The following is a 23,071-nucleotide window of genomic DNA, read 5'->3' on the forward strand; positions in this document are numbered from 1 at the left end:
TGCAAGCACTATTTGCTGAGGAACGAGCCGGCGATAACGCCGGCTAGAAAGCGCGAGGGAGATGCCCAATGAGCAAGAACGTTTACGCTGTCGCGACAGGTCTATTGCTTGCACTGACCGTGCAGAGCGCTACGGCCGCAGAGCGTCACCGCAAGCCCCAGGCTGCACCGACACATCAATCGCAGGCACGCCCCACCGACGCCTATGCAGCATGGCAGCCCTCCAGGGTGATCAGTCCCGCTCCGTCCTACTACACCGGCGGGTATTCGGCGCCGGCCGGACATTAGACCAATACCGGGCTTCGTTCGCCCTGGGGCCTCGCGGGGTTGAATCGGGGAGGCGCCAAACATCTCCTCCGATGCTCGCTGATAGTGGCATGCGCATGCATTGTCCGCCAGGCCGACCGTTGCATCGCGGCGCCCACATCGTTCATCCGGCGGAGCCTGGCGCCTCCGGAAGCGCTTCGAGATGGCATGCCACCCACTGACCGTCTCCGGCCGACCGAAGCTGCGGCTCCTCTGCCTTGCAGCGGTCGAAGACGAACGGGCACCTGGTGTTGAAGCGACAACCCTTCGGCGGATTGATCGGACTCGGCACGTCGCCCTTCAGGATGATCGGGTTTCGCGCGGCGCCAGGCTCCGGCACCGCCGAGAGCAAGGCCTTGGTGTAGGGATGCCCCGGTGCGGTAAAGATCTTCTGCCTTGGCGCCATCTCGACGATCCTGCCGAGATACATCACAGCGACACGGTGCGTCATGTGCTCGACGATCGCCAGATCGTGGCTGATGAAGAGCAGCGCGAGACCGAATTGCTGTTGCAGGTCCTGCAGCAGATTGACGATCTGGGCCTTGACGGAGACGTCGAGCGCCGACACCGCCTCGTCGCAGACGATCAGGTCGGGCTCCGCCGCAAGCGCGCGGGCGATCCCGATACGCTGGCGCTGACCGCCCGAGAATTCGTGGGGCCGCCGGTTCAGCGCGTCGCGCGGCAGGCGCACGGTGTCCATCAGCGCCGCAACGCGCATCTCGAGGTCGGCGGAAGACTTGGCGAGACTGAAATTGCGGATCGGCTCGGCCAGGATATCGCGCACGCGCATCCGCGGATTGAGGCTGGAGAACGGATCCTGGAACACCACCTGAACACGGCGGCGCATGGCGCGCAGCCCGCCGGGTGAAAGATCGTCGATGCGCTGGCCATCGAGCACCACCTGGCCCGAGGTGATGTCGAACAGTCGCAGGATCGCGCGGCCGACCGTCGATTTTCCGCAGCCGGATTCGCCGACGAGCGACAGGGTCTCGCCACGGTCGACCTCGAAGGACACGCCATCGACGGCATAGACCGAGCCGGACCTGCGGCCGAACAGGCCGCTACGAACCGGGAAGTGCTTCTTGAGGTCGTTGACCTGGAGCAGCGGGGCGCTCATGCCGCAGCAGCTTCCTTGGCAGCGTAATGGCACGCGGCGATATGGCCGGGGCCTTTTACTTCGAGACCCGGCGCGACCTGCCGGCAAAGATCGGTCGCGAGTGCACACCGCCCGGCAAAGGCGCAGCCCTCGATGGCCTTCTTGAGGCTGGGGACTTGCCCGGGAATCTCGGTGAGCCGTCGCGCCGCGCCGGTCAGGGAAGAGCCGAGCTTGGGTACCGCGCCGAGCAGGCCCTGCGTATACGGATGGCGGGGGGAGCGGAACAGCCTGGCCACCGGCGCTTCCTCGACCTTGCGGCCGGCATACATCACCATGACGCGTTCGGCGATCTCGGCAACCACGCCGAGATCATGAGTGATCAGGACGATCGCCGCCCCGACCCGGCGCTTGAGGTCCAGCATCAACTGCAGGATCTGCGCCTGGATCGTGACGTCCAGCGCTGTGGTCGGCTCATCGGCGATCAGGAGCTTTGGATTACAGGCCAGTGCCATCGCGATCATCACGCGCTGGCGCATGCCCCCGGACAGTTGATGCGGATATTCGCGCACACGCCGCGCCGGCTCCGGGATGCCGACCAGATTCAACATCTCGACGGCGCGCAGCTCTGCAGCCTGCTTGTCCAGGCCCTGATGCATCCGCAATGTCTCGCCGATCTGGCGACCGACGGTCAGCACCGGATTGAGGCTCGACATCGGTTCCTGGAAGATCATCGAGACGTCGTTGCCGCGGACGGCGCGCATCTCGCGTTCGGAGAGTTGCAGCAAGTCCCTGCCCTGGAAACGGACCGCGCCCGCGATCCTGCCCGGCGGCTCGGGGATCAGCCGCATCAGCGACATCGAGGTGACCGACTTGCCGCAGCCGGATTCGCCGACGATCGCCAGTGTCTCGCCTTCGTCGACCTGGAAGGACACACCGTCGACCGCCCGGTTGATCCCGTCGGGCGTCCGGAAATGGGTCTGCAGATTCTCGACTTCGAGCAATGCCATCGGATCAAACCTCGACTTCCTACAGGCTTTTCGCCATGCGCGGATCGAGCGCGTCACGCAGGCCGTCGCCGAGCAGGTTGACGGCGAGCACGGTGACGGACAGGAACGCGGCAGGAAAGAACACGATGAAAGGCTTGACCTGCCACAGCGCCCTGCCCTCGGCCATGATATTGCCCCAGGACGGAATGGTCGGCGGCGTACCTGCGCCGATGAAGGAGAGGATCGACTCCACGATCATGGCGCTGGCGCAGATATAGGTGGCCTGGACCAACATCGGCGCCAGCGTGTTGGGCAGGATGTGACGCATGATGATCATCGGCGTTCGCGTGCCGGAGGCCGTGGCAGCGTCCACGTAAGGCTGCTCGCGCAACGACAGCACGACGCCGCGCACGAGCCGCGTCACGCGCGGGATCTCGGCGACCGTGATCGCCAGGATGACGTTGCCGACGCTGCCACGTGTCAACGCCATCAACGCAACCGCGAGCAGGATCGGCGGTATCGACATCAACCCGTCGATGAACCGCATCAAGATCCCATCTGCCCAACGCACGAAGCCCGAGACGAGGCCGACCGCAAGACCGGCAAGCGAGGCCAGCACCGCCACCGAAAGTCCGACGGTGAGCGAGACCCGCGTCCCGTAGAGCACGCGTGAATAGATATCGCGGCCCAGCATATCGGTGCCGAACCAGAAGTCGGCCGATGGCGCGCGTGTACGCTTGGCGGGTGCGAGCGCGGTCGGGTCGACGGTCCCGAGATAAGGCGCGAAGATCGCAACCAGGACCAGGCAGAGCAGCAATGCGCTGCCGATCGCAACCGTCGGATGACCGCGAAGGAAGCCGAGCACGCCGCGCCGGATTTTCACCGGCCGCAGCAGGTCAGGCAGTTGCGGTGCGATGACGAGGCCCGGAGGCAGGGTTACAGTGCGGGTGGTGGATACGGTCAATAGCGGATCCTCGGGTCGACCAGGGTGTAGATGACGTCGACCATTAGGTTGATCAGCACATAGAGGAAGCTGAACACCAACACGATGCCCTGGATGACCGGGTAGTCGCGGCGCAGGATCGCGTCGATCGTCAGTCGGCCAAGGCCCGGGATCGCGAACACGCTTTCGGTCACCACGGCGCCGCCGATCAGCAGGGCGATCCCAATACCAATCACCGTCACGATCGGAACCGCGGCGTTCTTCAGTGCATGAACGAACAGGATGTCGCGCATCCCAAGGCCCTTGGCGCGAGCCGTGCGGATATAATCCTGCTGCAACACTTCGAGCATGGAAGCGCGCGTGATGCGTGCGATCAGCGCGATGTAGACGTCGCCGAGCGCAACCGCCGGCAGGATCAGGTTCTGCAGCCACGGCCAGACGCCTTCGGCGATCGGCGTATAGCCCTGCACCGGGAGCCATTCGAGCTTGAGCGCGAACACGTAAGCCAGGACGTATCCGATCACGAAAACAGGAAGCGAAAAGGCGAACACGGCGAATGCCATGATGCTGCGGTCGATCCAGCTTCCCGCCTTCCACGCCGCCACGACGCCGAGTGGCACGGCGATCAGAACTGTCAGGGAGAGGGCAATCGCCATCAGAGAGAGTGTCGGCTCGATACGCTGCGCGATCAGCGTCGAGACCGGCAGGCTGGTGAAGATCGAGGTGCCGAGATCGCCGTGCAGGATGTGCCAGAGCCATGACCCGAACTGCACCAGAAACGGCCGGTCGAGGCCGAGGGTCTGGCGTATCCGTTCAACGTCGGCGGGGCTGGCCTGATCGCCGGCGATCACGACTGCCGGATCGCCCGGCGCAATGTAGAGCAGACTGAAGACGAACAGCGCGACGATTGCCATCACCGGCAACGTCGCGACAATGCGCCGCAGGATATACGAGACCATGTCGGTTCACCGTGCCGTCGTCATGCGGTCTTCGACACGCCCCAGAAGAACGGCAGCGGCCCCTTCGCGATGCCGGAGATGGTCTTGCGCCATGCCGTGTAACCCAGGAAGAAGCCAGTCGGCGCATAGACCACGTCCTCGAGTGCCGCCTTGTTGAGGTGATTGATCGCCGCCTTCTCTTCATCGAGATTCTTGGCCTCGAACCACGCCACGACATCCTTCTCCACGGCATCGCTCGAAGGCCAGCCGAACCACGCCTTGTCGCCATTGGCGCGAATGGCGTTGTAGGGCGCGGGATTGATGCAGTCGGCACCGGCGTGCCAGGTGTGGAACATCTGCCAGCCACCCTGCCCCGGAGGCGTCTTCTGGGCTCGGCGCGATCCGACCGTGCCCCAGTCGGTCGCGACGAAATCGACATTCATGCCGAGCTTCTTCAGCAAATCCGCGGTGACGTCGCCCTGCGCCTTGGTGATCGGTTGGTCCTGTGCCACGAGGCAGGTGACCGGCTGGCCCGAATAGCCGCTCTCCGCCAGCAGCTTCTTGGCCGCGTCGAAATCGCGCTTGCCTTTGAGGATCTCACCGCCCGCCTCCGAATAAAGCGGCGTGCCCGGCGTGAAGAAGCCGGGCAGCGGCTTCCAGAGCGAGGTGTCATCTCCAACCAGCGCCCGCATGTAGTCTTCCTGGCTCATCGCCATCAGTACCGCACGCCGCGCCCTGACGTCGTTGAACGGCGGGTAAAGGTGGTTCATCCTGAAAGAACCGACGTTGCCGAGCGGATCAGCGATGTCGACGTTGATGTTGCGGTTGCTCTTGAGCACCGGCACGAGATCGGTGATCGGGCTTTCCCACCAATCGACCTCGCCGTTCTGCAATGCGGCTGCTGCCGTGGCGGGATCCGGGATCACCACCCATTCCAGGCGGTCGATCAGAATCTGCTTGCCGCCGGCGAGCCAGGACGATTTCTCCTGCCGCGGCACATAGTCGGTGAATTTCTCGAACACCGCCTTGGCGCCGGGGACCCACTCGGCCTTCGCGAACTTCATCGGCCCCGAACCGACATAGTCGGTGATCTGCTTGAACGGATCGGTTTGCGCAATGCGCTCAGGCATGATGAAGGCAATCGGCGTATTGTTCTTGCCCAGCGCGTAGAGCAGCTTCGGATAGGGCTGCTTCAGCACCAATTTGAAAGTCTTGTCGTCGACGGCAGTCAACTCCTGCTGAAGCGCCTTGATCATCAGTCCCATCGGATCGCGGGCCGACCACCGCGTGAGGCTTGCGATCACGTCCTTGCTGCGCACAGGCTCGCCGTCGTGGAACTTGAGCCCCGACCGCAGACGAAAGGTCCAGGTCAAGCCATCATCGGTGACTTCCTCGGACTCGACCATCTGACGCTGCGGCTGCAACGTCGCGTCGACGCCATAGAGGGTGTCCCACACCAGCGCGGCGGCGTTGCGCACCACATACTGGGTCCCCCAGATCGGATCGAAATTCGCGAGATTGGCCTGCGGCACGAAGCGCAGGGTGCGCGCCGCTGCGCCTTGGGAAAGGGCCGGCATCGAAAGGCCGCCTGTCGCCGCGAGGCCGCCTGCCCCGGCCAATCCTTTCAACAGAGTCCTGCGATCCATGAAACTCTCCCAAACATCGGGTTGTCGTGGCCACTCCGCCGGTTTCATCGGCGGAGATTTGGCACAAGGTGAGGTGATCCCGGAGGTCGAACCGGTGATGCTGATCAATTTGCGTGCAAATGGTATGCCAGCATGGTCCGGCGGCGCCGGCACAGCGGCAACTTTCGGGCGGGCGCATTTTCAATGCGATCACGCGGATTTGCGATCTCCGATCAGGTGTTTACCGACAACCTCGATATCGTCGTGTTGTCGATCATGACGTTGTCCGGACAGGCTGACGCTCACCCCGGACACGTCGCCGCAAGTGGCTTACAGAAGCCTTTACAGAAGCCTTGCACCGAAATTCAGCTCCGGATCCATGTCCGGCACCAGCCGTCCGGTTGGCTTCGCTGCATCGCCGCCGCTACGCGCAAGGAAACGGCCGGAGCCCGCTTCGACCGAACGCTTGCCGTCGGACACGATCACGCGCCCGCGCGAAAGCACGGTGACCGGCCAGCCGCGCAGCTTGCGGCCGGCGAAGGGGGTGTAGCCGGCGAGATCATGCATCATGGCGTCGCTCAGCGTGACCTCAAGCTGCGGATCCCAGATCCCGATATCCGCATCGGCCCCGAATGCAATCGAGCCCTTCCGCGGATGCAGATTGTAGATCTTGGCCGGTGCAGTCGCGGTCAATTCGACGAATTTTTCAAGCCCCAGGCGGCCTTGGGAGACCATCGCGTCGAACAGCAATGGCAAACGCACTTCCAGTCCCGGCAAGCCGTTCGCGATCTGCTTGAAGTTGGGATTGGGGCCGGCGCGCAGCTTGCCGGTTTCGTCGAACCGATACGGCGCGTGGTCGGACGAAACCGTCTGCAAATCTCCAAGCGCGAGCGCCTGCCACAACGCCTCTTGATCAGCCGCGCGACGCGGTGGAGGGCTGCACATCCACTTCGCGCCTTCCACGCCTGGCCTGTCGAGATCGTCGGCGGTAAGAAAGAGATATTGCGGGCAGGTTTCCGCGAATACTTTCAGCCCTCGGCCGCGCGCATCGCGGATCACCCTGGCGCCTTCCGCCGTCGACACGTGAAAGATCATGATCGGCTGGTCGATCAGGGCCGCCATGCCGATCAGGCGATTGAACGCCTCCGCTTCAGAAACGCGCGCATGGCTGATGGCGTGGTATTTCGGATCAGTGTAGCCGCGCGCGAGCAGCCGTTTCACCATCCAGGAGATAATCCCGTGATTCTCGGCATGAGCGCACAACATCGCGCCGCCCTCACGCGCCGCCAGCAGGATATCCAGCAGCGGTTCATCCTCGATCTTCAGCCGGTCGTAGGTCATGAAGATCTTGATCGAACCATGCCCCTGCTTGATCAGACGAGGCAAATCCGTTTCCAGCGTCTCCCTGGTCGGATCAGCAATGATCATGTGAAAGGCATAATCGATGACGGCGCCCTTTCTGGCGAGCGCGTGATACTCCTCGAGCACCTGGGGCAGCTTCATGCCAACGTGCTGGGCCGCGAACGGAATCACGGTGGTGGTGCCGCCGAAGGCCGCCGAGACGGTCGCGCTCTCGAACGTGTCGGCGTTGACGATGCCCGCGGCCGAAAGCTGCTCGATGTGGGCGTGGCTATCGACACCGCCGGGCAGAACCAGCTTGCCGCGCGCGTCGATCTCGCGCCGCCCGCCCGCCAGCCGGTGACCGATCGCAGCAATCGTTTCACCGAAAATCGCGACATCGGCCTCGAACACATCGCTCGCAGTCGCGACGCGTCCGCCGCGAATGACGAGATCATACGTGAATTCAGTCATCACAAACTCCCGGGTCCTGGCTCTTACGCCCTTGGAAGAACGCACAGATCGCGCTGGCCGCGCATCGCTGATGGCACGTTGATTGCCTCTGCTGTAATCTCGCCAGAGCGCTGCCTCACATTGCCGCGCGAAGCATCATCCCGCAGGAAACCACGATGTCCCGGCCACGCATCCTCGTGATCAATCCCAATTCCAACCAACGCGTCACCCAGGGCCTCGAGGACGCCTTGAGGCCGCTTGGCTTTGAGGGCGGACCCGAAATCATCTGCACGACGCTGGCGGAAGGTCCTTACGGAATCGAGAGCCAGGCCGATGCCGACAGTGTCACGATGCCGCTGCGCCGGCTGGTGGAGAGCGACAACAGCTCGGCGGCCTTCGTCATTGCCTGCTACAGCGATCCTGGTCTGCATGTCTGCCGTGAAGCAACCGACCGGCCCGTCTTCGGCATCGCCGAGTGCGGCGTGCTGACGGCGCTGGCGCGCGCCGATTCGTTCGGCGTCATCGCGATCGCGCAGCGCTCGATCCGCCGTCACATGCGCTATCTCCGGCAGATGGGCCTGATGGATCGCCTCTCCGGGGAACGACCGCTCAACATGAGCGTGGCGGAGACCGCATCGGGTGAAGGAACGCTGGCGAGGATGATCGAGGTCGGTCGCGCTCTGAAGGACGAAGATGGCGCCGGCGCCATCGTGATGGGCTGCGCCGGCATGGCGCGCCACCGCCAAGCGCTGGAACAGGCCCTCGGGATTCCCGTGATCGATCCGACACAGGCCGCCGTGACGATGGCGTTGGGCACGGTGCAGTTCGCCCATCACTGATTCCGATCGTTCTTGACACGTGCGAGCCACGGCGTCCGGGTTTCGGACATCAGTTTTCCGAAGGCGGTTGTGCGCCAGTACGGCTGGTGATCAGGCCGTAATGCTCGATGCGACGATGCTGCGCGAAGTTGAAGATCGTGTCCTTGCCGAAAGCGGTGGCGTCCAGATCGCAGGGGTGAACCAGCAATTCGTCCTCTTCGGTGCCGGCTTCGGCCACAATCTCGCCGTCGGGATTGACGATCAGGGTGCCGCCGATCAAGGGATGACCATCCTCGACGCCGGCCTTGGCGACGCACACGACCCATGTCGAGTTCTGGTAGGCACCGGCCTGCACCGAGAGCCGGTTGTGGAACAACCGCTTCGCCGGCCCCTCCTCGCTCTTCTCGGCGTTCACCGAGGGCGTGTTGTAGCCAATCATCACCATCTCGACGCCTTGCAGGCCCATCACGCGATAGGTCTCCGGCCAGCGCCGGTCGTTGCAGATCGCCATGCCAAGGATGCCGCCAAGCGCACGCCAGACATTGAAGCCAAGATCCCCCGGTTCGAAGTAGCGTTTCTCAAGATGCTGGAATGCGCGTTCGGTCTCGAATTCCGAATGACCGGGCAGATGAACCTTGCGGTACTTGCCGACGATGCGGGCGGATTTGTCGGTCAGGATGCTGGTGTTGAAATGGTGGCCGTCCGGCGTCAACTCGGCGTAGCCGAAGTTCATCGCGATCTGGTGCTTTGCCGCGCGCTCGAACAGCAGCCTGGTCGCCGCATTGGGCATCTCGCGCTCAAACCAGCGGTCGACCTCGGATTGGTCCGTCATGTACCAGCGCGGAAAGAACGTGGTGAGCGCCAGCTCCGGATAGACGATCAGATCGGCGCCCCGAGCCTTGGCTTGATCCATCAGCGCGATCATGCGCCCGACGACCGCCTCGCGGCTGTCTGCCTTCTGGATCGGTCCCATCTGGGCAGCGGCAACATTGATGACACGCATGAGTTTTTCCTGATTACCTTACCTGGTGTTGCGTTGGAGCATCGTCGAACCGTCATCCATCGAAGGCCGCCTGCGCTTCCGGCAGATCCCGGATCTTGCCGACCGCCGCGGTTCCGGCCGAAATGATTGTCACCTCGTCGCCGGCAACATAGCGGCCCGCATCGATCAGTACGCGCCCATCAACGACGACCTGGTCGATATTGGCGCGGTTCGCCAACGCGATCAGGCCGCGACGCGGATCGAACAGCGGCTGCAGATGCGGATGCGTCAGGTCGACCACGGTGAGGTCGGCGGTTGCCCCCGGCGCGATCGCTCCGAGGTTCGGCCGCCTGATCAGCGCAGCGGCGGTTGCGGTCACCACTTCGATCAGACGGGCGCATTCGCCACGTCGGCACTGACGGAGCTACTCATCGGGATCGGCGCTCGGCCTCCTGGTTCCGAAGATTCGTCGCCACCGCATCGAGCCCGGCCGGCTCGACAACACCGGCACGCTCGGTGATGAGGGCGTACTGCTCGGGCCGCCGATGGGCGGCAAAGTTGAACATCTTGTCCTTGCCCTGCCGGCAGAGGTCGAGATCAAGGTCGGCGACGACGACCTCATCTCCCAACGTCGCCGCTTCGGCGACGATGCGGCCGTTCGGATCGACGATGCAGGAGCCGCCGATCAGTCCGGAGCCGTCCTCGTCGCCCGCCTTGGCGACGGCGATCGCCCAGGTCGCGTTCATGTAGGCGTTGGCCTGCGTCACCAGCATTGAATGGAAGGTGCGCAGCGCGGCATCTTCCGTGACGCCGCCATTGGGGTCATAGGCTGCCGAATTGTAGCCGACGCAAACCAGTTCAACCCCCTGCAAGCCAAGGACGCGCCAGGATTCGGGCCAGCGGCGATCGTTGCAGATCATCATGCCCATGATCGCGTGACACCAATCCGGTCCTGCGCGAAAGGCGGGAAATCCCAGGTCGCCATACGAGAAATAGCGCTTTTCGAGCTGCTGGAAGCGTGCGCCGGCACGCGGCTCGACCGAACCCGGGAGGTGCACCTTGCGATAGCGGCCGAGGATCGCGCCGTCGCGATCGACCAGTATCGAGCAGTTGTAGCGTTGGCGGTCGGCAGCCTGTTCGGCGTAGCCGATATAAAATCCGACGCGGAGCGCGCGGGCGCGGTCGAACAGGCGCTGCACGGCCGGATTGGGCATGCTTCGCTCGAAATACTGATCCAGCGCATCGCCTTCGAGGTACCATCGCGGGAAAAACGTCGTGAAGGCGAGTTCAGGAAACACGACCAGGCTGGCGCCGCGCGCGGCGGCCGTCTCCAGAAGCTCCAGCATCCGGCCAAGCGTATGCTCTCGCGAATCCGCCTTTTGCGTCGGCCCCATCTGGGCGGCAGCGGCGCGAAGTATGCGGACCAATATTGCCTCCAAACTGTGCGGATTGCCAATGCACGAGGCGATGCTCCGCTCCATCAGCATTCCGCCGCGCCGCCCATTACGTGAAAACGGCCTGCTAATTGCAATCACCCGTGCTATGATATTTCGGGCAAGACAATAACCGGCAGTTATATGAACCTTCGCCAGTTGGAGATTTTGCGAGCGGTCATCCGGCACCGGACCACGGTCGCGGCGGCGGACGAACTGGCGCTGTCTCAACCGGCGATCAGCAATGCGCTCAAGGCAATGGAAGCACAGGCCGGCTTTGCCCTGTTCGAACGTGTCAACAACCGGCTATTCCCGACATCAGAGGCGATGGCGCTTTACAAGGAAAGCGAAGCGATCTTTGCGCTTCACGCCAAGCTTGAAAACCGCGTGCGCGATTTGCGGGAAAGTCGTTCGGGGCTGTTGTCGATCGTGGCGACGCCCCCCTTGGCCTATAGCATCATTCCTCCCGCGCTTTCGGATTTCCTGCAACAGCGGCGGCAGACGCGGGTCTTCTTTGACGTACGTCGCTATGAAGGAATCATCGAAGGCGTGACGAGCCGGGTCGCCGAACTGGGCTTCGTGCTCGGCCTGTCGCATCATCCCGGCATCGCGCATGAGGTGGTCCACACCGGCGAAATGGTCTGTGTCCTGCCGCCGAAGCATCCACTGGCTGAACATCCCGTCATATCCGCCCCCGACCTTGTCGGCCTGCCCTTCATCGGGCTGGAGCGCGGAACGCGACTGGGCGAAGCGGTACGCGAGAGCTTTGCCCGGGCCGGTGCGCCGTTTCAGCCGACGGTGGAGGTGCGATACTGCAACACGGCCTGTGTGCTCGCGGCCGCCGGCGTCGGCGCTGCCGTCGTCGATCCATTCTCGCCGCGCCAGGGCGGCAGCCACGACCTCGTTGTCAGGCCCTTCACGCCCAGAACACCGGCCGTAGCCCACATGCTTTGGTCGGAGGCAGAACCTCTGTCGCGCCTGGCCAAGGCGTTCCTGGACGAAGTGCGAAAGGCAAGCCGTGTTCTCGGTCCGACCAGCCCGTACGCAAGTTCGGCATGATGCCGGAGGCTCCTGCGCTTTGTTTGACGCATTTTCTTCAAGCGAAGCGGCCGCCACTTCGCTTGAAGGCGCCCTGGAAATCCGGCTATTGACTGCTTTTCGCACCTATTTGATGCTGGGTACACGATAACGAGGTTGGACGAATTGCGAGATAGAAAATGGGATGAGCGGTTCATGCTTCTGGCGCATCATCTGGCGTGTTGGAGCATTGAAAAGGGACGCCGCGTGGGCGCCGTCGTGGTCGGACCCGACAACGAAATACGCTCGACTGGGTATAACGGCTTGCCTCGCGGGGTCAACGATGCGGTGGACGAGCGACACTCCCGCATCACGGGCGCAAAATACATCTGGAGCTGCCATGCCGAGCAGAATGCTATTTTCAATGCGGCACGCATTGGGATAGCGCTCAAGGGCTGCACGATCTACGTGCCCTGGTTTCCCTGCGTGGAATGCACGAAGGCGATTATTCAATCGGGCATATCGGAGGTGGTTGGTTATGAACCTGACCAACCCAATTCGAATTGGGCTCAGGATTTTGCGATCGCCGCCACGATGCTGAAGGAAGCAAACGTCGTGGTACGGTTCATACCAAGGCTCGCAGAGCTTCCGGATGTATCCGAAGAAGACGATTGATCGCACAGCCTTCCGATCGCGCCGCCAGACTCGACTATCGCGTACCGTAGGCACGGTCACCGGCATCGCCAAGACCCGGCAGGATGAAGGCGTTTTCGTCCAACCCTTCGTCGATCGCCGCGAGCCAGATCGGAACATCCGGGTGGATGCCGCGCATGCGCTCGACCCCTTCGGGAGCGGCGATCAGACTGACGAGCCGGACGTCGTTGGCACCGCGCTCCTTGAGCCGATCCACCGCCGCGACAGACAAATTGGCCGTCGCCAGCACCGGGGAAATCACGATCACCAATCTCTCGTGCAGATCGCTCGGGGCTTTGAAGAAATACTCCACGGCCACGAACGTTTCGGGTTCGCGATAAAGGCCGATATGGGCGACACGCGCAGTCGGGACGAGGTCGAGCATGCCTTCCGCAAAAGTCACGCCGGCACGCAGCACCGGCGCAAACACGAGCTTTTTGCCCGAGATCTCCGGCGATTTCATTTGGGCCAGCGGTGTCTCGATATCGACATCGGCCAGCGGCAGATCGCGGGTCACCTCGTAACATAGCAGCATCCCGATCTCCTTCAGGAGTTCGCGAAACGACTTGGTCGAGGTGTCCTTCTTGCGCAACAGTGTCAGCTTGTGCTGCACCAGCGGATGGCTAACGATCGTGACGCCTTCCATGCCGATTCTCCGCCCTAAAATACCGTGCCGTCGCTAATGATCTTGACCGGAGGCGACGCGTCGGCGCGGCGTTCGCGCGCCAGCCGTCGGCCCGCGGCCCAAGTTCCTCCTTCGAGAATTTTCGCCAACGGCAGAGCGGCTGCGTCGAGCCCAAGGCGCCGGCGCACATTGTCCGCGGTGCAGTCGAGCAACGCCACCGTCAGCCCCCGCCACTCCACGACAAGCGGTGAAGCGACGTCATGCTCCCGGAGCGCAGCAGCCTCGTCGCGGAATGTCAGCACGCCATTGTCGACAAAGAGACCGCCGTTGCGATACTCGGCAAGGCCGGTCAGCCCGTCGATGTCGGTCACGGCAATGCCGGCATTCTGCAGCGGCTCGATCAGCGAGTAGGCCAGCCATTGCGAGAGCTTGTGCAACGGCATCAGGTGGCTGGTCGCATCCCCGGTCGTCAGCATCGGATGCTTCCAGCAATCGCCGAGTGCGATACCGCCGAGCGTCAGCCGCGACGGCCAGATCGGCCCGAGCTCCCTGAGCAGTTCCGACAATATCGTGGCGGCCGGAAGCTTGCGATCGTCGGCCAGCGATGCCAGGTGGTCGAACAGCCCGCCGGGCCGCGGCGTATCGAAGCGTCCGAAGACTGCCGGATTGGAGGCCACCAGCCGGCCGAGGCTGCGCAATAAATTCACCCGGCCGTCGATGCCGACCAGCGGATTGGCATCGGACACCTGCATGCCGCTCGCGAGGTCTGTCACGGATAAATTCGCCACCGCGTCGGCATCGGCTCGAAGCGGCTGTCGCGGATCCGACGAGAACGCGCCCGCGGCGAACATCGCAAGGCTGGCCAGTCCCAATCCCTCCGAACGGCCAATGGCCGATCCGGTCACCGGGTCGCAGTACCGCCATGACGGCCCGGCACCGGCGTCCAGAAACACGCTGACCATCGCCAGATCGAATTCGGCACGAGCCCGTGCCGCGCGATCCGGCCATTCGACCTGGATGGCCAGGGCCGCCCAGCGATCGACGCCATTGATGGAGAAATGCCGCCAGCGCGAATGAAACGGCACCGCCAGCGAGGGATACGCCGCTCGCGTGGTCTGCACCACCAGTTCGGCCGTCGCATCCATGCGGTCGAGGTGGACGCTGAAGTTCGGCAGTTGGTCTTCAAGGCCGATGGCAAGCAGCCGGTGCGCGCGCTCCCGCACCGCCGCGGCATTGAGCAATGACAAGGCCGCCGCCGTCTCGGACATCACGGAGGACATGGCCGCGCTCAATATTTATCGAGCGACCGGCCGACGAAGTCGCGCTGGGTGGGTTCCTCCGGCGAGTAGTAGCCGGCAGCCTTCTTCGCAACGATTTCGACCTGGGCGTCCGCCGGCACCAGATCGTCGGGGAGCGGTACGCGTTCGACGATGTCGATGCCCTGACTCACCAGCGCGTCATACTTCATGTCGCTCATGGAGACGAAGCGGTCGATGCGTTTCAGTCCGAGCCAGTGCACGACATCCGGCATCAGCTGCTGGAATCGGGCATCCTGTACGCCTGCGACGCATTCGGTGCGCTCAAAATACTGCGCGGCGGCATCGCCGCCCTCCTGCCGCTTGCGCGCGTTGTAAACCAGGAATTTGGTGACCTCGCCGAGGGCGCGGCCTTCCTTGCGGTTGTAGATGATGATGCCGAGCCCGCCGGTCTGCCCGGCGCGCACGCACTCCTCGATGCCGTGCAGCAGGTATGGGCGGCATGTGCAGATGTCCGAGCCGAACACGTCGGAGCCGTTGCACTCGTCATGCACGCGGCAGGTGATGCTGGTGCGATGGTCCGGCAGTTTGGCGACATCGCCGAACAGATAGGCCGTGGTGCCGCCGATCGGCGGCAGAAACACATGGAGGTCGGGCCGTGTCACCAGTTCCGGAAACATGCCGGCCGTCTGCTCGAACAGCTGTCGGCGCAGATTGTTTTCCGTCGTGGCGAAGCGCGCCGCAATTCCCGGGAGATACCAGACCGGGTCGATCGCGATCTTGACGACGGAGACGCTTCCCCCCTCGTGAACGACAACGCCGTCGCGCTTGAGCCGTCCGGCCGATATCGCGGCCTGCAATTCGGGCAAATCGAGGCGGGCGCGGGTGATCGCGATGCTCGGACGGATATCGACGCCCTCGGCGATCTCTTTCGAGAACGCCTCTGCAGCCAGGTGTCCCCACGGATCGAGCGAGACGATCCGGTTCGGATCCGTCCATTCCGGGAATGGCCCGATCGTGGCGGCAGGTTGCGTGTTGGTCAGGTCCGGCCGCCGGATCGGATCGAGCGCGCCCGACGAGACCGCCAGCGCGCGATAGATCGAATAGGAGCCGCTATGGGTGCCGATGACATTGCGCTGCTGGGGGCGCGAAACCGTCCCGATCACCGGCCCGCGTTCACGTGCCGTCGCCGCTCCCCAATGAATCGGGAATTCGACCTTCGCACCCGGCGCCGGATGCGACGTAATCCGAATATGATCAGTTCGATTAGAACGAGTCATCACGCACCACGAGATGTCGACGGACGGCCGGGCGGACCAGCCCGATTGCCGGCAATCGAAGGATTCTTCAGTATGGCCGAATTGCGGCCGAACACAACGGCCGTTTCGAACGGTCATGGGGCATTAACCGTAGGGTTTACGACGCGATCATGACCCGTGCAGCCCTGCCCGCCCCCTATTTGCTCGCCGCTGAACGAAGTGGCGGTCGCAGCATGGGGCACGCTCCTTGCAACATCCCACGTGCTACCCCGGAAGAGGCGATCTCATGACCAAGCAAAGCGTGAACCTCGTCAACCATCCCCTGGTCCAGCACAAGCTCTCGCTGATGCGCGACAAGGATCGCTCCACCAAGGGGTTTCGCGAGCTGCTGAACGAGATCGGGATGCTGCTCTGCTACGAGGTCACCCGCGACCTGCCTCTGGAGATGGTCGACATCGAGACGCCGGTCGCGGCAATGAAGGCGCCGAAAATCGCCGGCAAGAAGCTGACGCTCGCTCCGATCTTGCGGGCGGGTGTCGGCTTCCTCGACGGAATGCTGGCACTCGTTCCGTCGGCGCGCGTTGCGCATATCGGGCTTTACCGGGATCCGGAAACGCTTCAAGCCGTGGAGTACTTCTTCAAGGCGCCGCAGGATGTCTTGGAACGCATCGTGATCCTGCTGGACCCAATGCTGGCGACAGGAAATTCAGCCTGCGCCGCGGTCAGCCTGCTCAAATCGCGAGGTGCCCGGGATATCAGGTTCGTTTGCCTGCTCGCGGCCCCCGAGGGGATTGCCCGATTTCAGGATGAGTGTCCCGACGTCCCGATCTGGACTGCTGCTATCGACGAGAGACTGAATGATCACGGCTATATCGTGCCGGGCCTGGGTGATGCCGGAGACAGAATGTTCGGCACCAGGTAAGCGTGGGCATCGCTTTCGTGCTGAAGCGACGATAGGGCGAAGTTGATCACCGTAGCGGCAAGAGAATCCTCAGTCGGATCGATCGTCCAGCAGCCGGGCGATCACGGCGACGGGCCCGCCGCCCGACGGCCCCTGATGTTCAGCTCCGCCGGAAACATAGACGGCGCCGGTCCCCGACAAGCCCCCGATCAATCCGCCGACGGCAGCGCGGGCGTGCCGGGTCGAGCTGATGTCGGTGTCTTCGAGCATGATGTGACGAAATCCGCGGATGCTCCCGCTTGGTGAGGCTTCCGCCTTGGCGAAGATGTTGACGAACTCGCGGGCTGCCGTCGGCGTCTTGGAGCCCCGTTCGCCGTGCAGTCCCACGCTCTTCAAGGCATCGATCACAGCCGCGGCATCGATTGCGTCGCGCATCACGGCGTGTCCGATCGTGAATGGCGCCGCTGACGACGCCGAGTTGCCGAGCACAATGACCACATTATGCATGAGCTCGATGCCTGCCGACGTGGACGCAACCGACGAGAACAGATCGAACCGCCGAAGAACGTCTTTGTCCTCGATCGTGCCTTCAATCTCGCCAAGCGCGACGGCTACGCCCAATGCCGATGCGCCACGCGACTACGCCATCGAGCCGTATGCGCTGTTGGTCACGGCCTCATTGCCCCGCGCCATCGCTGCCTCGATGCGATCGCTTGTCAGAAGCGGACACTTGATCTGCACAAAATGAACGTCCTGCGGATCGGCTATCGCAGCTTGGGCCGTGGCGGCGGCCACCGCCCTTGCCGTCTCCGTGATCTGCACACCGCGCCCGATCTCCTCGGGCAGAAAATCCCGGGTGTGTGCCATCCCGATGCTAAGACGCTTCCCGGAAATGTCTTCGGACCCGCGATTGGCGACATCGTCACGCGTGAAGACGGTGATATGCGGACTGAGCACACCCTCGGTACCACCCGACATCACGAACGCGATCCGTTGCTCAACGCGCTGTGGTAGCAGATCGAGATAGGGAGCCAGGGCAGCACTGAGCGCTGAAACGGCATATTCTCGCGTGAAATCGTTGACGCCACCATTACCCTCGGTCTTGCCCAATATCGCGACGATCGATCTTGGATCGATTTTGCCTTGCTGGATCAGGCTCAGCAGACCGGAGACATCACCGGGCCCTTTGGTGGAAATGCGAACGACATTGACCGATTTTGTGCGCATGTTCTCCCCTCCGGGCGCGGACAGACTTTGATTGCATCAGATCGCCCTGGCGATGAGAGGCTTTCTAACACGGCCTGATTACTTCCGTTCAGCGGTAAGGCTGAGCAAGCTGGCAACGGGGACAACCGAACTGCCATTTTGCCCGGAACGGCGCAGTCGACCTCGTCGAACCGCGGGATTGCCCACTTTTTGTCTCAGCTGTCGCAATTTTTGGCACATCTGTTGCATCCAATTGCGGATGACGTCCTGGGCCACAAGGTCGCCCGGGATCCTCGGTCAACGATGCGGAATGGTACGGGATGACGACGACGGCGGCGCTCGAACTGGTGCAATTGACGAAGATGTACGGCAGCGTCACCGCCGTTGACGCCATCAACCTGAAGATTCCCGCCGGCTCCTATTGTTGCCTGCTCGGGCCGTCTGGTTGCGGCAAGACATCCACGCTGCGCATGGTGGCCGGCCATGAATCGGCGACTTCGGGCGACATCCTGGTCGGTCCGAAGAATGTGACTAACCTGCCCCCCGCCGATCGAAGCACGGCGATGATGTTCCAGTCTTACGCGCTGTTCCCGCATCTCTCCGTCATCGATAACGTGGCGTTCGCCTTGAAAATGAAAGGCGTCGCCAAGGCTGCACGCCATGCCGAAGCCAACAAGTTGCTGGAGCTCGTCGATATGCAGCCCTATGCAGCGAGGCTGCCGGCCCAGCTTTCCGGAGGCCAGCAGCAGCGCGTCGCGCTCGCGCGCGCGCTGATCACCTCGCCCCAGATTCTGCTGCTGGACGAGCCGCTCTCGGCGCTCGATCCGTTCCTGCGGCTGCGGATGCGGGCGGAATTGAAGAAGCTGCAGCGCGAGCTCGGGCTGACCTTCATCCATGTGACGCATGGCCAGGACGAGGCGATGGCGCTCGCCGATATCGTGGTTCTGATGAATGGCGGCCGGATCGAGCAGCAGGGCTCGCCGCGAGACATCTTCAACCGCCCGCGGACCGAGTTCACGGCGAGATTCATTGGCGGCCACAACGTCATTGCCGTGGGCCCCGAGACCTTCGCCGTTCGGGTTGACCGGCTGATGCTGAAACGGCCGAACGAAGCGATCGGCGGTCCATCGATTGCAGGCACCATCAGCGAGGTCGAATACCAGGGAACCTATGTCCGCGTCGTCGTCGCCATCGAGGATGGATCCGAGATCTCGGCCCAGATCACGGAAACCCAGTTCGATGCAGCCAACTACGCCGTGGGAGAGCGCGTTCTCGCCACATGGGACCCGACGCATGCGCACCTCCTCACGACCACCAGTTCAGTAACCGCGCGCTCGCCTGAAAAGGCGGCGTGATATCAGAGGGAGATCAACATGAGCAAATCTTCGAAATCGAATAGTCGCGTCAGCCGTCGCGCCGTGCTGAAGGGCGCGGCCGGAGCCGTCGGCCTCGCGGCAGGCTCGGGCGCGATTACCGGATTTCCCTATGTCCGTTCCGCCGATGCGAAAGTGCTGCGCTATCTCGGAACAGCCGTGAACGAAGGTGACGAGATCTCGAAAAAATGTCTGGCAGATACCGGGATCAAGATCGAGTACATCACGGCAACCACCGACGACGTGACCAAACGCGTGATCACCCAGCCGAACTCGTTCGATGTACTGGATACGGAGTATTTCTCGCTGAAGAAGCTTGTGCCGTCGGGCAACATCTTTGCCCTCGACGCCAAGAAGATCAAGGAATTCGACAACATCACGCCGGTGTTCACCAAGGGTCAATTGCCGAACGGCAAGAAGATCGGTGACCAGGGCACTGCGCCATGGAAGGTGCTCTATCTCGATGGAGCGAACTCCAAGACGTTCTCAAAGACGCCAACCGAATTCGTGACGCTGATTCCGACGGTCTACAACGCCGACACGCTCGGCATCCGGCCCGATCTGATCAAGCGGCCGATTTCATCGTGGACCGAACTGCTCAATCCCGAGTTCAAGGGCAAGGCCTCGATTCTCAACATTCCGTCGATCGGAATCATGGATGCCGCGATGGTGGTCGAAGCCAGCGGTCAGCACAAATATGCCGACAAGGGCAACATGACGAAGGCCGAGATTGATCTCACCATGAAGATCATGACGGAAGCCAAGAAGGCCGGCCAGTTCCGCGCATTCTGGAAGGATTTCAACGAATCCGTCAACCTGATGGCATCGGGCGAAACCGTCATCCAGTCGATGTGGTCGCCCGCGGTCACCAAGGTGCGCTCGATGGGAATCGCCTGCACGTTCCAGCCGCTCAAGGAGGGCTATCGCTCCTGGGCGTCAGGGTTCTGCGTATCGAAGGCGGTCTCGGGACCAAAGCTCGACTGGGCCTATGAATTCGTGAACTGGTACCTGTCGGGCTGGGCAGGCGCCTATCTCAATCGTCAGGGCTATTATTCCGCCGTGCTGTCCACCGCCAAGGCCAACATGACGGCGGACGAGTGGGGCTACTGGATGGAAGGCAAGGCCGCCGTCGGCGACATCAAAGCGCCCGACGGCACGATCCTCGAGAAGGCCGGCGCCACGCGCGACGGCGGATCCTACGATGACCGCATGGGCGCCGTCGCCTGCTGGAACGCTGTGATGGACGAGAACGACTACATGGTGCGCAAGTGGAATGAATTCATTGCTGCTTGATGCAATCCAGAGGACTTGCCGGCCGAAGCGCACGGCAAGTCCTCCCCCGCCATCACTGCAATCGGCCGTTCAATGATGCAAGACCGCAAGACCTTCGTTCCGTGGCTTCAGGCCACACCGATGATGCTCGTTTTCGCGCTGTTCTTTCTGTTGCCGTTGCTGTTCGTGATTGTCGTCAGCGCGTGGGACTACAATGAATATGAGATGATTCCGGCGTTCAGCCTGCGTGGCTACAGCGATACGTTCGAGGGATGCATTGCCGATCTGCCCAATCTCTGCACCATCCTGAAGACCTACCTGAAGACTCTGAAACTATGTCTGCTGACCTGGGTCCTGACTCTTCTGATCGGGTTTACCGTCGCCTATTTTCTTGCGTTCCATGTCCGGTCGAAAACCTGGCAGATTGTCCTCACCCTGCTTTGCACCATCCCGTTCTGGACATCGAACGTCATCCGCATGATTGCCTGGATTCCGCTTCTCGGCCGGAACGGTTTGGTCAACAGGGGCCTCGAGGGCGCAGGATTGATCCACCAGCCGCTGGAGTGGCTGCTGTTCTCGGAGTTTTCCGTCGTGCTTGCCCTCGTGCACCTCTTCACATTCTTCATGGTGGTGCCGATCTTCAACTCGATGATCCGCATCGACAAGCGGTTGATCGAAGCCGCCTATGATGCCGGCGCGACCGGGTGGCAGACCCTGGTGAACATCGTTATTCCGCTGGCAAAACCCGGAATCGTGATCGGCTCGATCTTCGTGATCACGATCGTGATGGGTGATTTTGTCACGATAGGCGTGATGGGCGGCCAGCAGATTGCGTCTGCAGGCAAGATCATCGAGACCCGCCTGAACGCGCTGCAATTCCCGGCGGCCGCGGCCAATGCGGTTATCCTGCTCGGCATCACGATCCTAATCATTTCGGCGCTGACCCGGATCGTCGACGTTCGCAAGGAATTATGAAATGGGCGAGAAGCGACCGCGATCCTTTTATCTGCTCGCAGCATTTTTCACCGCCTACGTCCTGTTCCTCTATGGACCGATGTTCGCGATCTACATCTTGTCGTTTCAGGGCCCCGATGGTGGCCTGACCTTTCCCATGAATGGCGTGTCCCTCGTGTGGTTCGGCAAGGTGTTCTCCGGTTCGGGCATCGTCGACATCGGGGCATCCTTCAAGCGATCGCTCCAGCTCGGCCTCGTCGTCATGGCGCTTACGGTCGTTCTCTCCGTGGCAGCTGGCATGGCCTTCCGCAGATCGTTCCGCGGCGCGACCTTGCTGTTCTATGTTGCCATCGCAAGCCTGATCATGCCGTCGATCATCACCTCGCTCGGCATCGCGCTTGAATTCCGCCTGCTTGACGATTTCATCATCAAGAGCGGGGTTGGAGATTGGACGACGGCTATGGGGCTGTTTACGTCCGGCCTGGGCGCGCATCTGACCTGGACCTTGCCTTTCGGCCTTCTGATCATGTTTGCGATCTTCAACCGGTTCGACAGCCGTCTCGAAGAGGCTGCACGCGACCTCGGCGCAACGCCGTGGCAGACATTTCGGCACGTCGTGCTGCCGATCATATTGCCGTCGGTCGTCGGTATCGGCCTGTTTGGATTTACCTTGTCCTGGGATGAGCTCGCACGCTCGAGCCAGACCATCGGCTCCGTCAACACACTGCCCCTTGATTTGCAGGGCCTGACGACCACCGTCACAAAGCCGGACATCTATGCGCTTGGAACGCTGACGAGTGCGGTTTCCTTTCTCGTGATTTTCCTGGCGCTGATCGTCATTCTTGTGCTTCAGGCCCGGCAAAGACGTCACGGCTCGGACGCGGGAAAGGGGATGGTGTAGAGCCGAGCTCTTCGGGAGAAGGTCAGACCAGCACTGCGGCCGCAACCGTCGCCTCAATCGCGAGACATGAGGCTTGACCTTGATCTAGGCGGCGGCACGTAGCTAGGCCAGAAGATATCCGAACCCGTCGCCTCACGGCATCCGGACTGGACAGGGCCGGATGATCTGGAGATCAAGATCGAAGAAATCCGGGAGATTACGAACTGGCGAAAGCCCGATCTACGTAAAGGTCGGCGCCAGCCGCCCTTACTACGGCACAGCACTGGTGGTGAAATCCGGCGCCGACGTCGCCAAGGCACGTGCGCCTGGCGCCGACGCGGTTGCGATCGGTACCGTCGCCGTTGACCCCAGCCACTGGGGCCGGGGCTGGGGTTTCGCAATTTGAGTTGGTTGCGGGGATAGGATTTGAACCTATGACCTTCAGGTTATGAGCCTGACGAGCTACCGGGCTGCTCCACCCCGCGTTAAACCGTTGCATGCCTTGCAGAAGGGGAGCCTGAGGCGGTCGGCCAACGCGTCTAACGGCGCCGATCGATCCGTCCGGAGGGCTTCCTGAGAAGGCGACCCGGGCCGAAGCCGTCGGGTGCGGGGCGTATGTATCAACGTGAGGGGGGTTTGGAAAGCCCCGCGAGCGGGTTTTTGAGGATTTTGTGACGCCGAAACCACCGATTTTCCTGACAAAATCGGCCCCGGGAAC

The 23,071-nt window shown here is 62.4% G+C and carries 20 protein-coding genes, 1 tRNA gene and 2 pseudogenes; 9 read left to right on the forward strand and 14 right to left on the reverse strand.

Annotated elements, in window-relative coordinates:
* Positions 1-429 precede the first annotated feature (429 nt).
* From CI41S_RS06370 to hydA, 6 genes are all read right to left on the reverse strand, one after another.
* Complete coding sequence (locus CI41S_RS06370; RefSeq protein ID WP_139857874.1) at positions 430-1,422, reverse strand: ABC transporter ATP-binding protein; 993 nt, start codon at positions 1,420-1,422, stop codon at positions 430-432.
* Positions 1,419-2,408 (reverse strand): ABC transporter ATP-binding protein, encoded by a 990-nt coding sequence (locus tag CI41S_RS06375; RefSeq protein ID WP_139486816.1) that lies wholly within the window; start codon positions 2,406-2,408, stop codon positions 1,419-1,421. The genes CI41S_RS06370 and CI41S_RS06375 overlap by 4 nt, the downstream gene beginning before the upstream one ends.
* Positions 2,409-2,427: 19 nt before the next feature.
* On the reverse strand, positions 2,428-3,351 hold the full coding sequence (locus CI41S_RS06380; protein ID WP_139857875.1) for an ABC transporter permease: 924 nt from the start codon (positions 3,349-3,351) through the stop codon (positions 2,428-2,430).
* Entirely contained in the window at positions 3,348-4,289 is a 942-nt protein-coding gene (locus CI41S_RS06385) for an ABC transporter permease (RefSeq protein WP_139857876.1), read from the reverse strand. The genes CI41S_RS06380 and CI41S_RS06385 overlap by 4 nt, the downstream gene beginning before the upstream one ends.
* 20 nt (positions 4,290-4,309) lie before the next feature.
* Positions 4,310-5,914, reverse strand: a complete 1,605-nt coding sequence (locus CI41S_RS06390; protein WP_139857877.1) for an ABC transporter substrate-binding protein — start codon at positions 5,912-5,914, stop codon at positions 4,310-4,312.
* Positions 5,915-6,235: 321 nt separating this feature from the next.
* On the reverse strand, positions 6,236-7,705 hold the full coding sequence (gene hydA, locus CI41S_RS06395; protein ID WP_139858584.1) for a dihydropyrimidinase: 1,470 nt from the start codon (positions 7,703-7,705) through the stop codon (positions 6,236-6,238).
* A 155-nt stretch (positions 7,706-7,860) separates the two neighbouring features.
* Here hydA and CI41S_RS06400 point away from each other — a divergent pair, with 155 nt between their 5' ends.
* Positions 7,861-8,523, forward strand: coding sequence for an aspartate/glutamate racemase family protein (locus CI41S_RS06400; protein WP_172627931.1), 663 nt, complete (start codon positions 7,861-7,863; stop codon positions 8,521-8,523).
* A gap of 49 nt (positions 8,524-8,572) precedes the next feature.
* Here the strand turns inward: CI41S_RS06400 and CI41S_RS06405 are convergent, their stop codons facing one another.
* From CI41S_RS06405 to CI41S_RS06415, 3 genes are read right to left on the reverse strand one after another with little or no spacing between them, the layout of a single operon-like run.
* Entirely contained in the window at positions 8,573-9,505 is a 933-nt protein-coding gene (locus tag CI41S_RS06405) for an N-carbamoyl-D-amino-acid hydrolase (protein ID WP_139857878.1), read from the reverse strand.
* 52 nt (positions 9,506-9,557) lie between these two features.
* A complete protein-coding gene (locus tag CI41S_RS06410) occupies positions 9,558-9,863 on the reverse strand; it encodes an amidohydrolase family protein (protein ID WP_244626417.1) in 306 nt (101 codons plus the stop codon).
* A 49-nt stretch (positions 9,864-9,912) separates the two neighbouring features.
* Complete coding sequence (locus tag CI41S_RS06415) at positions 9,913-10,911, reverse strand: N-carbamoyl-D-amino-acid hydrolase (protein WP_283813066.1); 999 nt, start codon at positions 10,909-10,911, stop codon at positions 9,913-9,915.
* 150 nt (positions 10,912-11,061) lie between these two features.
* On the opposite strand from CI41S_RS06415, the gene CI41S_RS06420 reads away from it, so the two are divergent.
* Both CI41S_RS06420 and CI41S_RS06425 read left to right on the forward strand, forming a co-directional pair.
* Positions 11,062-11,976, forward strand: coding sequence for a LysR family transcriptional regulator (locus CI41S_RS06420; RefSeq protein ID WP_139857880.1), 915 nt, complete (start codon positions 11,062-11,064; stop codon positions 11,974-11,976).
* A gap of 135 nt (positions 11,977-12,111) precedes the next feature.
* Entirely contained in the window at positions 12,112-12,609 is a 498-nt protein-coding gene (locus tag CI41S_RS06425; protein WP_229173885.1) for a deoxycytidylate deaminase, read from the forward strand.
* Between the two features lie 34 nt (positions 12,610-12,643).
* Here the strand turns inward: CI41S_RS06425 and upp (CI41S_RS06430) are convergent, their stop codons facing one another.
* Genes upp (CI41S_RS06430) through CI41S_RS06440 form a run of 3 tightly spaced genes read right to left on the reverse strand, consistent with a single transcriptional unit; the run spans position 12,644 to position 15,788 of the window.
* Positions 12,644-13,273, reverse strand: coding sequence for a uracil phosphoribosyltransferase (upp, locus tag CI41S_RS06430; protein ID WP_139857881.1), 630 nt, complete (start codon positions 13,271-13,273; stop codon positions 12,644-12,646).
* Positions 13,274-13,287: 14 nt separating this feature from the next.
* Complete coding sequence (locus CI41S_RS06435) at positions 13,288-14,532, reverse strand: URC4/urg3 family protein (protein ID WP_430650000.1); 1,245 nt, start codon at positions 14,530-14,532, stop codon at positions 13,288-13,290.
* 8 nt (positions 14,533-14,540) lie between these two features.
* Entirely contained in the window at positions 14,541-15,788 is a 1,248-nt protein-coding gene (locus CI41S_RS06440; protein ID WP_139857882.1) for a GTP cyclohydrolase II, read from the reverse strand.
* 265 nt (positions 15,789-16,053) lie between these two features.
* Here CI41S_RS06440 and upp (CI41S_RS06445) point away from each other — a divergent pair, with 265 nt between their 5' ends.
* A complete protein-coding gene (gene upp, locus CI41S_RS06445; RefSeq protein WP_139486695.1) occupies positions 16,054-16,689 on the forward strand; it encodes a uracil phosphoribosyltransferase in 636 nt (211 codons plus the stop codon).
* Positions 16,690-16,758: 69 nt separating this feature from the next.
* Here the strand turns inward: upp (CI41S_RS06445) and atzD are convergent.
* Positions 16,759-17,895: pseudogene (gene atzD / locus CI41S_RS06450) on the reverse strand (cyanuric acid amidohydrolase).
* Between the two features lie 299 nt (positions 17,896-18,194).
* On the opposite strand from atzD, the gene CI41S_RS06455 reads away from it, so the two are divergent.
* The 5 genes and pseudogenes from CI41S_RS06455 to CI41S_RS06475 form a co-directional block, all read left to right on the forward strand.
* Positions 18,195-19,229, forward strand: a complete 1,035-nt coding sequence (locus tag CI41S_RS06455) for an ABC transporter ATP-binding protein (protein WP_139857883.1) — start codon at positions 18,195-18,197, stop codon at positions 19,227-19,229.
* Between the two features lie 18 nt (positions 19,230-19,247).
* Complete coding sequence (locus tag CI41S_RS06460) at positions 19,248-20,540, forward strand: ABC transporter substrate-binding protein (protein ID WP_139486697.1); 1,293 nt, start codon at positions 19,248-19,250, stop codon at positions 20,538-20,540.
* A gap of 72 nt (positions 20,541-20,612) precedes the next feature.
* Positions 20,613-21,494, forward strand: coding sequence for an ABC transporter permease (locus CI41S_RS06465; protein ID WP_244626418.1), 882 nt, complete (start codon positions 20,613-20,615; stop codon positions 21,492-21,494).
* A 1-nt stretch (position 21,495) separates the two neighbouring features.
* Positions 21,496-22,374 (forward strand): ABC transporter permease, encoded by an 879-nt coding sequence (locus CI41S_RS06470; protein WP_139857885.1) that lies wholly within the window; start codon positions 21,496-21,498, stop codon positions 22,372-22,374.
* A gap of 102 nt (positions 22,375-22,476) precedes the next feature.
* Positions 22,477-22,663: pseudogene (locus CI41S_RS06475) on the forward strand (glutamate synthase-related protein); the annotation flags it as partial.
* 98 nt (positions 22,664-22,761) lie between these two features.
* Here CI41S_RS06475 and CI41S_RS06480 read toward each other — a convergent pair.
* A tRNA-Met gene (locus CI41S_RS06480) sits at positions 22,762-22,838 on the reverse strand.
* Positions 22,839-23,071 lie beyond the last annotated feature (233 nt).

This window comes from Bradyrhizobium ivorense, from assembly GCF_900696085.1.
Lineage (GTDB): Bacteria > Pseudomonadota > Alphaproteobacteria > Rhizobiales > Xanthobacteraceae > Bradyrhizobium > Bradyrhizobium ivorense.